The sequence below is a fragment of the Pseudoflavonifractor sp. 60 genome (assembly GCF_009911645.1).
In the GTDB taxonomy this organism is placed as follows: Bacteria; Bacillota; Clostridia; order Oscillospirales; family Oscillospiraceae; genus Lawsonibacter.
The window spans coordinates 1-12,833 of sequence record NZ_QWKI01000086.1; the positions used below are offsets into that span (position 1 = coordinate 1).

A 12,833-nucleotide genomic window follows, 5' to 3' on the forward strand; every position below is an offset into this window, starting at 1 on the left:
GGTGCAGGTTTGATGCCTTTTGCAAGACCGTGTTGAAGCATGAGGCAATCGACTACATCCGGGAAATGAAGCGGCGGGCCAGCCGGGAAACGTCCTTGGAGCGTCTGCCCCAAACGGCGATGGACAAGCTGTGTTCGGCGGACGATTACCCCAGCGACAGCTATGTATTCTCGTACTGCGGCTATGACCTGCCGATCAGCAATGAACGGGTGGCCGACGCCTTTGCCAGTCTGCCGGAGCAGGAGCAAAGTATTTTGATTTTGCGCTTGGTTCTGGATTTGACGGACAGCGAGATCGGCGAGGCCCTTGGCTTGTCCCGGAGTGCCGTCCAGCGGCGCAGAACAAAATCGCTGAATGTCCTGCGGACGAAACTGACAGCGAGGAAAGGAGGTTAGCGCCATGAAGCACCGTAATTACAAAGGCCGTGAACTGCTGCCGCTGGCGGTGAGCGATGCGGCCCGCGCCGGGGATGCCGATGCCGTGGAACAGGTCTTACGCTACTACGAGGGCTACATAAACAAGCTCTGTACCCGGACGGTCTACGACGAAAACGGCTGTCCCCACGCCCGCCTGGACGAGTATATGAAAAGCCGGCTGGAAAACAAACTCATCCGCGCCATTCTCGGCGTGAACTGATAACCGGCCCCGGTGGGAGGAACAGCTTACCCTTTCCCTGTTTCTCCCGCCTGCGGGCCTTGTCCTGCGTTTTGGAAAGGGGAAATGCCTTTGACGAAAGAACAACCTGAAATTAGAACTGAAACCTGTCAAATCGAACTGCCGCAGGCTATTATAGAAACCTTTGCCCGCTTCCTCGTCCCGGAGATACGAAAATACTACGACAGTGAACAGGGCCAGCGGGAGTTTGCGGAGTGGCAGAACGCACAAGTCAAAACGGAGTAAACCGATAAAAACAGCGGAAGCCAAGGCTTTTACACCTTGGCCTCCGCTGTTCGTTTCGACATCAGAGCCACACCATCACGGCAAAGCCGCCTTTGAAATAATAGGTGTTCGTCCAATGTCCATCTGCAATAAGAGTCCAAAATCGATTTCTTCTGAAATCCTTATTCAAAGCATCATATGATTGCAGATCGCCTCTGTATATCTTGACACCACGAGTTAAGTTTTGTTTCAGCATCCGAATCAATATCTTTCAAATGCGAGAGAAGGTGGGCTTTATTTAACAAGTAAATGAAACAAAGGATGTCTTTTGCAGTCCTCTTCTTCTCTCTCTCAGAAATAAGTGCGAAAAAGTTCAAATCCTTCATAGATTTTACCTGCTCTTCTTTGTGACTTCCGCCATGAAGAACCAACCGATACATAAGATTTTTGAAATAGACTTTATATTCTGCACATCCAAGAAGAGAAAGAATATCGTCATCTGTAGAAATTTTGTCAATTCCTTTTTTGAATTCAAACGTTGAGAATGCTTCTAAGGTTTGGCGCATTATATTCCCAATTACAATTTCTTGATTATTGGCTTGACCTTGCCCATAGCTATAAATTGTTCGGATGAGTTCGGTATATTCTTGTCGATTCCGATACTCGAATTTAGTAAGTGATTCATCTCTAAGCTCAAAACGATTAAATTTAAACGGATTTGCAGATCCTTTCGGTTTGAATTTTTCTAAAATTTCTTCGAATATCTTATGGAGGTCATAGAAGGTCATGAGATCATGGGTCATAACTAATGCCTTTGTATCAGGATTTCCTTCCAAGAAAGCACTAATTTCATATTTCAAGAATGAAAGAATTCCAATTCTATTTTCCATATCATAACTCGAAACAGGATCGTCAATTACAATTAAGTACTCATTTCCGTATGCATTTTTTTCTTCTTTCCCTTCCAAAACGCTTGCGAAATAATAGCATAATCCAATAATGTTTCGCTCACCAACAGAAATATCCCGAGGCTTCACACGCTGTCCATGTGAAAATAACTTATATGCACCGTCCGCATATTCGATTTTAAGCCTGTCTTCTTCAAAGAAAATATACTTCATGTAATTATTCATTACATCCAATGCAACTGTTACGGAACTTCTCTGTGCTTCAAGGTCTTGAACAGCCTTCTTTTTCAACCGATAAGCTGCCATTAAATTTTCATAATGTGTTTTTTCTGCTTCGTATTCAGCGTTTTGCTTCTCATATTGATTTGCCAAATCAATGATATCATAGTGAGCGATTTCAGCATTGATGCGATTTAGTTCTTTGACAATGGGGGTTGTTCTCTTTGCTTTTTTATTATGCTCTATGCGCTCTTGTTCCATATTGGAAAGGGACGTCGATAACCGCAAAAGCAAGGGGTCAAGGGAAGGGACTGTCATTTGAATCGGCTCATATGGATTATCAATTTTGCGCTGTAATAACTCGTTATTTGCTCTAATGTATTCGTCTACTTGTTTCACTATTCCATCACAAATTTGATAACTTTTTAGGTTGCTGAAAGGAGAAAGGTCTACATACATATCTCCCCAGATTTTATCTCGCAGTATCTGTCTGTGATTTTCAACAACCTCACTTAAAATCTTTCGGATACTTTCTATCAGATCTCTTTTATATGATGGTGTCAATTCCTGCAAACAATATGGACACCTAGCTGTATCCAACTGTTGCAATAATCTTATCCGTTCCTCAAGAAGATGGCTTCCGCTTTGTTGAGATAATTGAAGTAAATACTGTTCACGCTCCGATAGTTCGGGTTTTTCAATTTTTTCCTCTAAAAGTGTTTGTATTTCTGCTGCACTATATAAACTATATTTTTCTGGAATTGAAGGAACAGGTTGGTCTATAACAGATGTCCCCTCCTTAGCTGCGTTGAGTTCTTGCTTCATTTTCTGAAACTCTAAAATCAGCTCACTCTTTGACTTTGAGGGTGTGATGTCGAGAAATTGCTTGTAGGTATCATCTTTAACCCCCGTGTTTTGCCGACCAGAGCGAACTTCTTTGTCTCTACCGGCCCAACTATCATCCCCTTGAAGCGCTGAACGGAGCTTAAGAATGTAATATTGAGGAGATTTAATGTTCTGATGATCACAGTACTCTTTATATACTTTTTCTTGATCCTCTAACGCGACTTTTGCCGCAGCGCATTCTTCTTCTGCAATCTTTATTTTTTGAGTTAAGTCTACTTGTTCGCCCAATATGACAATAGTATCTAGATGTTCTTCGTGTAGTTTTACATTTTTATCAACATACTCCTCATCAAAAACAAAAATATGCTTTTTCTCATCTTCTGACAAAGTAACAGGCCGTCCATCCTTATCCAAAGCGAGTACTTGCCCTATAGCTGGTAGTTCCTCACCTGCAATTTTTCGAAACCCACGGGCAATAGTACTTTTACCAGATCCGTTTTTTCCGTATAGCAATGTGCCTTTTGCTGTTTTTACTTTATTGCCTTCAATTGGATTAAATAAGTCAAGAGTTGTTGACTGTTTGAAATTTGCACCAGATATTTTCATGCCAGAAATTTCTTTCAACATAGCCCTATTTCCTCCTTAAGACAATTTGTAAAAAGATTATACCAAATAAATCTTTACAATGGTAGTCCTAATTCGACACAGTTCAATTAAAAAATTATTCATGTTATAGGAAGTCTCTGTGACATATTGCATCAGCACATTTCCTTTTATTATTGCATCAGAATTTGAGTCTTATGGCAACCTGATTTTGCGGCTCTTTGGAGCGGCTGAGTTTCTCCTGCTGTACTGCCGTGAACATTTCATCAGAAATAATGGCCTCATGGGTCCCGGCGTAGAGATACCGTTCCATGAGGCCATCGTTTTCAATTTGAACAGCGCCAGTGCTGATTGTCTTCTGGAGCATTACCCGTCCAGTATACTTTTCATTGGAGAGCAACTTATCAATTGCTTCACGATTCCACTTGGGCTTGCCGGTAGGGGAGAGAATGCCCTGCCGCTCCAAACCAGCAGCAATTTTCCCCAAACTGTCACCAGCAAGATACCGTTCAAATATCCAGCACACCACCTGAGCCTCGTCAGGATTTACTGTCAGGTCACCGTCAGGGCCAACTTCATACCCATAGCATTTACGGCGAGCCATCTTAGAACTGCCGTCCTGAAAGCCTTTCCGAAGGCCGGCCTTGATTGCCTCACTTTTTTGAATCACATTCATTAAAATTTCCTCCTATAAACAAGAATGCCGCAGTGAAATTACTGCGGCGCAAAGTGTTTGCTTCACTACTTTATATAAAAGTTGACAGACCACTCCCTTGGTGGCCTGTCAACTTATCATGCAATAAGAGTCCAAAATCGATTTTTCATACAGACCATAGTTAATGCTTCAGCCTTAGCAAAGGCCACCCTCCGCCGATCCTTACGAATAATAACTACTCCAAATCATCCTGATTTTTGGTGTCCAAAACAACCTCTGCCAATTCACGCAGCTTGTCCTGAAGGACTTTTTTGTCCGGAAGATAGAGCGTATAGTCAGCGACCAAGGTAGGAGACATCGTGCGACTCAACGCATATTCTACCACCGCGTCGTCCTTGCTTGCGCAGAGGATCAGCCCGACGCTCGGATTCTCGTTCGGCTTCTTTACATCTCTATCCAAGGCTTCCAGATAAAAATTAATCTGTCCAATATGCTCAGGCTTAAATTTTCCAATCTTCAGCTCAATCGCTACAAGACAGGACAGAGCGCGGTTATAGAACAGCAAGTCGATATAGAAGTCTGTATTTCCAACTTGGACCCGATATTCCTCACCAACAAAGGAAAAGTCCCTGCCGAACTCCAGAATGAACTGCTTCAGATTTTCAATGATTGCCTTCTTAAAATTTCGCTCAGAATACTGTTCCGGCAAATCAAGGAATTCCAGAACATAGGTGTCCAAAATACTGCCGCGCACATTCTGGGGAGCCATTTCAGGAACTGGTTTTTGTGCAGACAGCATACAGCGTTCATAATATGCGCTGTCGATCTGCCGCTCCAATTCACGTTTGGAGTAATGCTCCTTAGCACAGAGTTGTAAATAAAAATGCCGTTCTTCCATGGACTTTGCACTGGACATGATTTGTAGGTGATTGGTCCAGTTGATTTGTGTCACCAGTGGTGTCACAAATTCATCATCCCTGTAAGTCTCATAGAATTGCTTCATGCGGTACAGTCCGCGGCGATTGAACCCTTTTACCTTTACGCCGCTTTGTGCGATGTAGGATGCGACCTCATCGATGACCTTATCGCCAAATGTCGCATTTGCGCAGAGGTCAGACAGGTATTCGCCCACATCCCAATACATCCGAATCAATTCCGCATTAACTGCCCTGAGTGCCCGACTGCGGGTATCTTCAATAATGGAAATGATTTTATCAAAATTGTGACCCTGCGGAGTTAACTGTTCACTCATTTTACGGTCTCCTCGATCCGATCCCGGCTTATGAGCCAACCCAGTAACCGGCTGCACCTGGCCAGCACATCCTGCCAGGTAGTTTCAAAATCATCTGTGTACCATGGGTCGGCTACATCGCCGGGGCAGTCGGTAAACTCCATCAGCAGATGCAGCTTGCCATCGAAATCGCCACCGCAGATGCGGTGCATATTTCGCAGATTGGCCCGATCCATTCCAATCAGGAGGTCGTACCGCTCGTAGTCCTCGTTCCTCAACTGGCGGGCTGTTTTGCCAGCGCAGTCGATACCATGCTCGGCCAGCTTGCGGCGGGCCGGAGGGTAGACTGGGTTGCCGATCTCCTCGGTGCTGGTGGCTGCGGACTCGATGAGGAATTCCGACTCCAGCCCCGCTTTCTTTACCAGGTCTTTCATCACGAACTCGGCCATTGGGCTGCGGCAGATGTTTCCATGGCACACAAACAGGATCTTTGTCATTGGCTATACACTCCATGCTGGCGGTGTTTTCTTCAGTATAGCACACTTCATCCGCAAAGTCGAGGACGATTTCCAGATGAGCATGATCCACGATTCTCTGCTGGAGTTCCAGCTTCGACCAGCCAAACTGTCCAGCGGCCCGGATATACCACGCCCGCTCTTGGATGGACAATTCCGCCTCCAGGATGACCACATTCTGTGTCCAGCCGATGGTCATGGCCTCAGCCAGCACCTCCGGTACGCTCTCATAGGTGCGGTAGAACTCCCGCATCCGGCGCAGGTTCCGGGGAGAGAAGCCAGTGGCGTCAGGGTATGCAGCGCACAAATACTCCGCCGCGGCAACAGCGGCGCCTTTCTCTGTCCTGCCGCTGACCAACCGGCCAATCTCGCAGTGCAGTTCCATCTGCGGCAGGTCCGTCGCCATTAGGGTATCCAGCACCGCAAACATGGCGCTGTAGTCAACAGGCTTTCTGACGTTCATTCTGACTTCTCCTTTCCGGCGCGGGCGCGCCTGTTTTTATTCTCTGGGATTTGAAATCGCCAACGAGCAAGCCCTCGGATTCAATTCTTCCGAGGGCTTGCGCCTTAGCGGTATCGGGTCGTGCCGTCGTCACTCCCATTGCAGTTCCACCATCTGTTCCCACTGGATGATGAAGCGGTCATCCACCACACAGTTCCGATGGTAGTGACCCAGGAACCAGCAATCGAATTGGCACCGCCGCTTGACCATCTGGAGGAAGTCCGTCAGCCGGTCCGGGGTGTAGTTTTGCTCCAGCTTCTGCTGGATGCTGGTGGGGGCGCAGTGGGTCAGGATGCAGTTCACCCTCCAGCTGACCCTTTCCAGGTTCCTGACGGCCTCCTCGTATTCCTCCTCAGAGGGCAGTTCCTGGGGCCACCAGGAGACGCCCTTCACCCGGAATATTTGCCGTGTCCGGCGCTTGAACCAGTATTCCTGCTCGAAGCCGGGGGACGCCGGATCGAGGATGCCGTCCTGGATATCGTGGGAGGCAGCGCCGCCCATGGTGAAGAAGGACATTCCGTCGATCTTGAAGACCTGCCCACGCATCAGGTGGAGGACGTGGGGCCGGACATAGTGGACTTTCCCACCCTGCCACTGGTGGACGGGAAGTTCACTGAGCCTATCGAAATTTTCGTGGTTTCCGTCCACAAAGAGGGTGGTAAACGGCTTTTCCTCCAGCCAGTTAAGCCAGTACGCCTCCCTGGGTGAATCGTCCCACACGCCCCCGAAATCGCCTGTGACGACCGCATAGTCGCTGCGGCCCATCTGCTTTTGCTGTGGGAAATTTTTGGTGTTAAACCGTTGGAAGCCGCCATGGGTGTCGCCGGTAATATAGATCATGCAGTCTCCCTCCCTATATCGTCTGCGTGATCTCAGTCCCATCCTTGAAGCAGATGAGCAGGGTATCTTTGCTGACTACCTTGATGTTGCTGACCAGCTGGCGGACGGTGACCTCGTCAAACTCCGTGATGGTCCCAGCCGTCTGCTCCAGCTCACTGGCGATTTCCTCCATCCTCCGGTCGAATGCGGCGGCGGTGCGGCCCTCACGCTCCAGTTCCGCTTTCTTCGCCATCAGGGAAGTCTTCGCTATATTCACCCGCTGGATCTCCTCGTCATAGTCCAGGCAGTCAGGGCCGGCGCTGACTGCCAGCTGGAACAGTTCCAGCTGACGCTCTGTAAGGCTGCGGATCTGCGCCTCCAGCGTCGGCAGGGACAGCTCCCCATCCTCCCCGGCGAGGGCGGCGGTGATGCTTGCCTCCAGCGCCTCCTTTGCGGTCTGGGTGTGGAACAGCTCGTTCATGGCGGCGGTCACAGCGGCTTGGATGTCCGTCTCATTCCAGGTGGGGGACTTCTTGCAGATCTTCTTTCCGTGTTCCAGGCGGTTGATGCAACGCCAGACGATCCGCTTACCCTCGGGCCGGCTCCACACCACCCGGCGGTAGGGGCTGCCGCACTCGCCGCAGACCAGCAGTTCGCTGAGGACGTATTTGCCGCAGTATTTACCCAACTCCGTCTTGGTCTTGGAGGAGGTCTTTCGCAGGCTGGAGCGCCGGGCCAGCTCCTCCTGCACCCGCTGGAAGGTGTCCCGGTCGATGATGGCGGGGTGGCACTCGTGGACGTAGTATTGGGGCAGCTCCCCCATATTCTTCCTCTGCTCATGGGTGAAGAGGTCCGCCATGAAGGTCTTCTGGAGCAGGGCGTCCCCGATGTATTTTTCGTTTTGCAGCATTTTCCTCACCACGCTGTCATGCCAGGAATCACTGCCCTGGGCGGTCTTGACGCCATCCGACATCAGGTCGCGGCAGATCTGGTGGACGCTCTGGCCCAGCAGGTATCGGGCGAAGATCCTGCGAACGATGGCCGCCTCATCGGGGTCGATCTCCGGCAGGCCGTCCGGCCCCTTGCGGTAGCCGAGGAAGCTGGCGTAGTGGTAGTAGACCTTGCCGTCCTTGAAGTTCTTCCGGTGGCCCCACTTGACGCTGCCGCTGAGGGATTCGCTCTCTGCCTGGGCCTGGCTCATCATAAAGGTGAGGATCATCTCGTTATCCATATAAAGGGTATTTGTGTTTTCCTTCTCAAAGAAGACGCCGATTCCCTTCCGCTTCAGCTTGCGGACGGTGTCCAGACCGTCCAGGGTGTTGCGTCCGAAGCGGGACACCGATTTGGTAATGATGAGGTCAATTTTACCCCGGTCGCAGTCCCGGAGCATCTTCAAAAACTCCTTGCGCCGCTTCATGGACGTGCCTGTGATGCCCTCGTCAGCGTACAGGCGGACCATAGTCCACTCCGGTGTGGCGGCGATCTTCTCGGTGTAGTAGGCGATCTGGGCGTTGTAGCTGTTGAGCTGCTCCTCGCTGTCCGTGGATACCCGGCAGTAGGGAGCTACCCGGAGGTGCTTCTTGTGAATGTCCCGCTCTGTAAGCTGGGGATTGGGAGGAATAACGGTGATCCGCCGCTTCTGGGGAGTCTGTTGTGTGGTCATGTGGTTTGCTCCTTTCCTATCATCGTTCCGTTGGTCAGTTCCAGTTCTATGTAATCCTGTCCGCCGATGCGGATGGCCTTTACCGCCTTTGCCAGCAGTTCCCGCAGGTTGCTGTCACTGACGGGACCGGTTTCCAGGCGCTCCCGAAGTGCCTCCATGTCATGGACTGGCGTGAGATCCGGCAGGACGGCGTACCGCTCTGCGGCGGCGGCGAAGATCAGCGTCTTCATGTAGTCAGGGTTGATATCCGAGCGGTTGAAGCACACGTTCAGCTCATTCTGGATGCGCAGGGCGTCTGCGGAGGGGGCAGCCTCCGGTGCGGGAGGCAGTGTCAGCAGGTCAGGGGTGTTTGCCAGCTGGCGGAGCCGCTGGGATACCCGTTTCTGCACCTCCTCATCGCTGGCGCGGACGATAGCTCCGCAGTCTGGGTTGGCGCATACCCAGCGGGGCCGGCCATGGGACTTGGTGTCCCGCGCGATTCTGCTTCCGCATACCGCGCACACAGCTTTTTCCCGAACAGGATTCAGCTCAGCGGGGCAGGGCGTGTAGTCAGTTTTGTCCTCCCGCTGGATTTGCGCCGCGAGGAACTCCTCATCGCTGATGAGCCGGGGATAGACGTCTGTCCCCAGATACTTCCCATTCTCCAGAATCCGCTTGACCATGTGCTTATTCCACTGGCTGGTATGCTGGTGGTAGGGGATGTTCCCTCTGCTCATCTCCTCCGCGATCCTGCCGAAGGAGGCCCCCGCCAGGTAACGGGTGAAGATGTTCTGAACTGCGTCAGCCTCCGTGGGGCAGGGGACGGTTTCGCCGCCCCGCACCATGTAGCCGAAGGGGGTCTTTCTCTGCCATGCCATTACCGTACCGCCTTTCCAATCCGCTCTGTCAGCTCCAGGCCGTTGAGCAGGGTGAATTTCAGGGTGTCCGCCGAGACGATCACGATCCGCCTGACCAGTGACTCGAACAGCTCCTGGCTGGGTTCCCCCAGCCACTGGGGGCCGTCCTCCAGGCAGTCCAGCATGATCTCGGTGTCCTGGATCTGGGTGTCCTCGCTGGTGGAGTCCATGATGCGCCGGCGCAGCCGTCTCAGCGTCCTCAGCTTCTGTTCGATCTCACCCTGCTGGGATAAATAAAGAGCAGGATCAACGTACCCTTTCGATTTCAGTCGAACCAGTACGAGATTCTGCTCAGACAGACGGGCGATTTCTTTGTCGATGTCGCTGATTTTGCGGTTTGTGCGCAGTTCCCGCTCCCGCAACTCCCGGAGCTGCTCCAGCACGGTGCGCAGAATCGTGCCGCCATCCGCTTTCAGCTTGTGGTAGAGCCGAAGCAGGGCCGCTGTGATCTCCGCCTCCGGCACCTGGGGGACGGGGCAGCGGGACTTGGCGTCGTCATGGCGGTTGCACACCCAGTAGGTCTTGCCGTTGGTGACCTTCCTGCGGCAGACGGATCCGCAGTCTCCACAGACAATCCGTTTGCTGTAGACCGACGCCTCCGGCTTGGAGGAGTTACCAGCGAACTGCGTCCGGCGAAGGGCCATCAGGTTCTGTACCCTCTGGAAGTCCTCCTTGGACACAATGGGCGGGTGGCAGTTCTCCACGAAGTACCGGGGCTTCTGTCCCCGGTTCGGCACCTGCCGGAAGGGGATGGTATCGGTGGCGAAGCTCTTTTGCCAGAGCATATCGCCGGTGTAGGAGACGTTGGTCAGGATGTACTGCACCGTATTGGGATGCCACCCCTCCCGGCCATGGCCCCGGACAGCCCCCAGCTCATTCAGCTCATGGGCGATATCCGCCGTCCCCTGGCCCTTGAGGTAGGCGCTGTAGATGTACCGGACGATATCCGCCTCCTCAGGGACGATCTCCAGCTCCCGCCCTGCCAGCCGGTAGCCGTAGGGGGTAGACGGAGGGACGAAGATTCCCTTCTCCATCCGCATCCGAACGCTGACCCTCATATTGTTGGAGTGGTTGGTGGACTCCATCTGGGAGAAAGCGCCGTAGATCTGGGCGATCTGCTCGGTGGTCATCTTCCCGGTGTCGATGTTCTCTTTCTCGAAGCAGATGGAGATGCCCAGCCGGAGCAGTTCCCGCACATACCGGATGTAGTCCGTGGTATTCCGGGCGAAGCGGGAGGTGGACTTGACCAGCACCCGGTCGATCTTCCCGTCACGGCAGTCCGCGATCATGCGGTTGAACTCCTCACGCTTCCGGGCCTCCAGCCCGGACAGGCCCTCGTCGGCGTAGACGTCCACCAGTTCCCAGTCCTCCCTGGAGGAGATGAACTTGGTGTAGAAGTCCACCTGGGCCATGTAGGAGTTGAGCTGGTCAGCCGAGTCGCTGCTGACCCTGGCGTATGCCGCCACCCGGAGCTTCGCCGCCTCGGGCTTCCTGGGGTCAATGACGGTAATTCTCGGACGCCTTGCGGCAAAGGACAACAAAAAAGGAGCCTTACACATAGCTAAAAAGCTACCTGTAAGGCTCCGAACGCGATGGCTCCCGTAGTTACATCCCTGATATCCCGGCCTGCCGCGGCCCGAGTATCGGGCGGGGCCGGTCAGGAGAGGCAGTGTAGTGCGATGTGATACGCTGCCTGCTCGGTGATGACGGGCGGTTGGTGCGCTTGACTAAGTATTGGGGTTGAGGGAGAGACGGGATCACGCTCCCGCCTGCTGCTGCTCATTATTTACTTCTCTCTGAAATATCATGCCGATCTGTGCCCCGCATTTTGGACATTTGGTGAACCACTCCGCTTTGGCGGACTGCCGTGGCCCGAAGAGCCGCAGGTGCGCGGGATCTGTCTGGCTTGCCGCGTCCAGAATACGGCCCCGGTGACAAACCGGGCAGTAGATCGTGCGGGATTCCTTCTCCTTCATTTCCACCTCCTGCTGTTCCCTTTTTAGTGAACATAACGATAAAACTTTACAGCAGTCGGTGGTTGGTGAGCCGGATGCGCATGGCCTGTCTGGACACCTGAAACACATTGGCCATATCGTCGATGAGCTGGCCGTCCTGACGGCCTCCCCGGAGCTGGTAGAAGCACCGCTTGATTTGGGCGATGGGCATAAGGATGGCGGAGCCAAGCATATTGGCCTGTACTTCCAGGGTAGTCTCGGACTGTTCTGCAATCATAGCCGCGCTCCGGCCTGTGCCGGTGTACAGCTTTTTGTGGAGTATCCAATGGGCCAGCTCGTGGGCGCAGGTAAAGCGCAGACGGCCTGTGCTGGCGTCCTCCTCACAGAGCGAGGCGTCAATGAGAATGGTGCCGGCCCGGACAGGGAAGAGGGTGTACTCCCGGTTTTCCATGTCATACACTGCCTCCAGACCTTCGTCAAAAACGGTCTTGCCCAGGATGCGGCCATTCTTCCGGAGATACTGGTACTCCAGGGATACGCCGTGGGCCTCGATCATCTCCTCAATGGGGACGGCGGCAGGGGAACCGTAGTACAGCGCGGAATCATAGCCGCACAGCACCTTTCGCGCGATATTTTCAAGCACCTGTTCCTGATAATAGATATTTGTCATGGTCCATCCCTCCTGTTCTTGGACGTCCGCTTGGTGATACGGTCAATAAACTCCTGCCACTCCTCGTCAGTGGCATCCACCTCCTTGGCGGTGCGCAGAGCGGCGCGGACGATGTCCCGCTCCATGATATACTCCGGCAGGTCTGCCGGGACCTTCATTTTTTGGGACGCGGCTGCCAGATCCAGAAACAGCTCCCGCTCCTCTTTGCTCAGATGCAGTTCCTCTGCCAGCCTGTCCAGATGTTCCTTGGCCGGCGCAGGTTTACGGTCTGTTTCGATGATGCTCATATATACGGGAGACAGGCCCAGCCGCGCGGCCAGCCCCCGGAGGGAAATTCCCAGCGCCATCCGCTTCTGGCGGACAAAGGCGCCGAATGTCTGATTCATTTTGCATACCCCCTTTATCGTTTACCCGGTAGTAAACGGCTTGACCATAGTATATCGTGTCTTTGTTCGAATATCAAGAGGGCAAA

General features: G+C 52.6%; 14 protein-coding genes. 3 read left to right on the top strand and 11 right to left on the bottom strand.

Annotated features, from left to right (window positions below):
* The 3 genes from D1646_RS10030 to D1646_RS10040 form a co-directional block, all read left to right on the top strand.
* A partial coding sequence (locus tag D1646_RS10030; RefSeq protein ID WP_160636331.1) for a sigma-70 family RNA polymerase sigma factor occupies window positions 1-395 on the top strand: 395 nt, incomplete at its 5' end.
* Between the two features lie 4 nt (window positions 396-399).
* Entirely contained in the window at window positions 400-636 is a 237-nt protein-coding gene (locus D1646_RS10035; RefSeq protein ID WP_160636332.1) for a helix-turn-helix domain-containing protein, read from the top strand.
* A 90-nt stretch (window positions 637-726) separates the two neighbouring features.
* Window positions 727-900 carry a hypothetical protein gene (locus D1646_RS10040; protein WP_243154111.1) on the top strand — a complete coding sequence of 58 codons (174 nt, stop codon included), beginning with the start codon at window positions 727-729 and terminating at the stop codon, window positions 898-900.
* 173 nt (window positions 901-1,073) lie between these two features.
* On the opposite strand, the gene D1646_RS10045 is transcribed toward D1646_RS10040, so the two are convergent.
* The 11 genes from D1646_RS10045 to D1646_RS10100 form a co-directional block, all read right to left on the bottom strand.
* The gene (locus D1646_RS10045) at window positions 1,074-3,479 is read right to left on the bottom strand and encodes an AAA family ATPase (RefSeq protein WP_160636334.1); all 2,406 of its coding nucleotides are present in this window, start codon (window positions 3,477-3,479) and stop codon (window positions 1,074-1,076) included.
* A 157-nt stretch (window positions 3,480-3,636) separates the two neighbouring features.
* Window positions 3,637-4,131, bottom strand: a complete 495-nt coding sequence (locus tag D1646_RS10050) for a recombinase family protein (RefSeq protein WP_160636335.1) — start codon at window positions 4,129-4,131, stop codon at window positions 3,637-3,639.
* A gap of 214 nt (window positions 4,132-4,345) precedes the next feature.
* The gene (locus D1646_RS10055; RefSeq protein WP_160636336.1) at window positions 4,346-5,362 is read right to left on the bottom strand and encodes a PDDEXK nuclease domain-containing protein; all 1,017 of its coding nucleotides are present in this window, start codon (window positions 5,360-5,362) and stop codon (window positions 4,346-4,348) included.
* On the bottom strand, window positions 5,359-5,838 hold the full coding sequence (locus tag D1646_RS10060) for a low molecular weight protein-tyrosine-phosphatase (protein ID WP_160636337.1): 480 nt from the start codon (window positions 5,836-5,838) through the stop codon (window positions 5,359-5,361). Before D1646_RS10060 ends, D1646_RS10055 begins: the two co-directional genes overlap by 4 nt.
* A gap of 610 nt (window positions 5,839-6,448) precedes the next feature.
* Window positions 6,449-7,198: a metallophosphoesterase family protein gene (locus D1646_RS10070; RefSeq protein ID WP_160636338.1), complete on the bottom strand. Its 750-nt coding sequence runs from the start codon at window positions 7,196-7,198 to the stop codon at window positions 6,449-6,451.
* Between the two features lie 13 nt (window positions 7,199-7,211).
* Window positions 7,212-8,840 (bottom strand): recombinase family protein, encoded by a 1,629-nt coding sequence (locus D1646_RS10075; protein ID WP_160636339.1) that lies wholly within the window; start codon window positions 8,838-8,840, stop codon window positions 7,212-7,214.
* Window positions 8,837-9,697, bottom strand: a complete 861-nt coding sequence (locus D1646_RS10080) for a recombinase family protein (RefSeq protein ID WP_160636340.1) — start codon at window positions 9,695-9,697, stop codon at window positions 8,837-8,839. Before D1646_RS10080 ends, D1646_RS10075 begins: the two co-directional genes overlap by 4 nt.
* Window positions 9,697-11,295: a recombinase family protein gene (locus tag D1646_RS10085; RefSeq protein ID WP_160636341.1), complete on the bottom strand. Its 1,599-nt coding sequence runs from the start codon at window positions 11,293-11,295 to the stop codon at window positions 9,697-9,699. Before D1646_RS10085 ends, D1646_RS10080 begins: the two co-directional genes overlap by 1 nt.
* Before the next feature lie 198 nt (window positions 11,296-11,493).
* Window positions 11,494-11,712 carry a hypothetical protein gene (locus D1646_RS10090; protein ID WP_160636342.1) on the bottom strand — a complete coding sequence of 73 codons (219 nt, stop codon included), beginning with the start codon at window positions 11,710-11,712 and terminating at the stop codon, window positions 11,494-11,496.
* 46 nt (window positions 11,713-11,758) lie between these two features.
* Window positions 11,759-12,361, bottom strand: coding sequence for an ImmA/IrrE family metallo-endopeptidase (locus tag D1646_RS10095; RefSeq protein ID WP_160636343.1), 603 nt, complete (start codon window positions 12,359-12,361; stop codon window positions 11,759-11,761).
* The gene (locus D1646_RS10100; protein ID WP_016317161.1) at window positions 12,358-12,747 is read right to left on the bottom strand and encodes a helix-turn-helix transcriptional regulator; all 390 of its coding nucleotides are present in this window, start codon (window positions 12,745-12,747) and stop codon (window positions 12,358-12,360) included. The genes D1646_RS10095 and D1646_RS10100 overlap by 4 nt, the downstream gene beginning before the upstream one ends.
* Window positions 12,748-12,833: the final 86 nt, after the last annotated feature.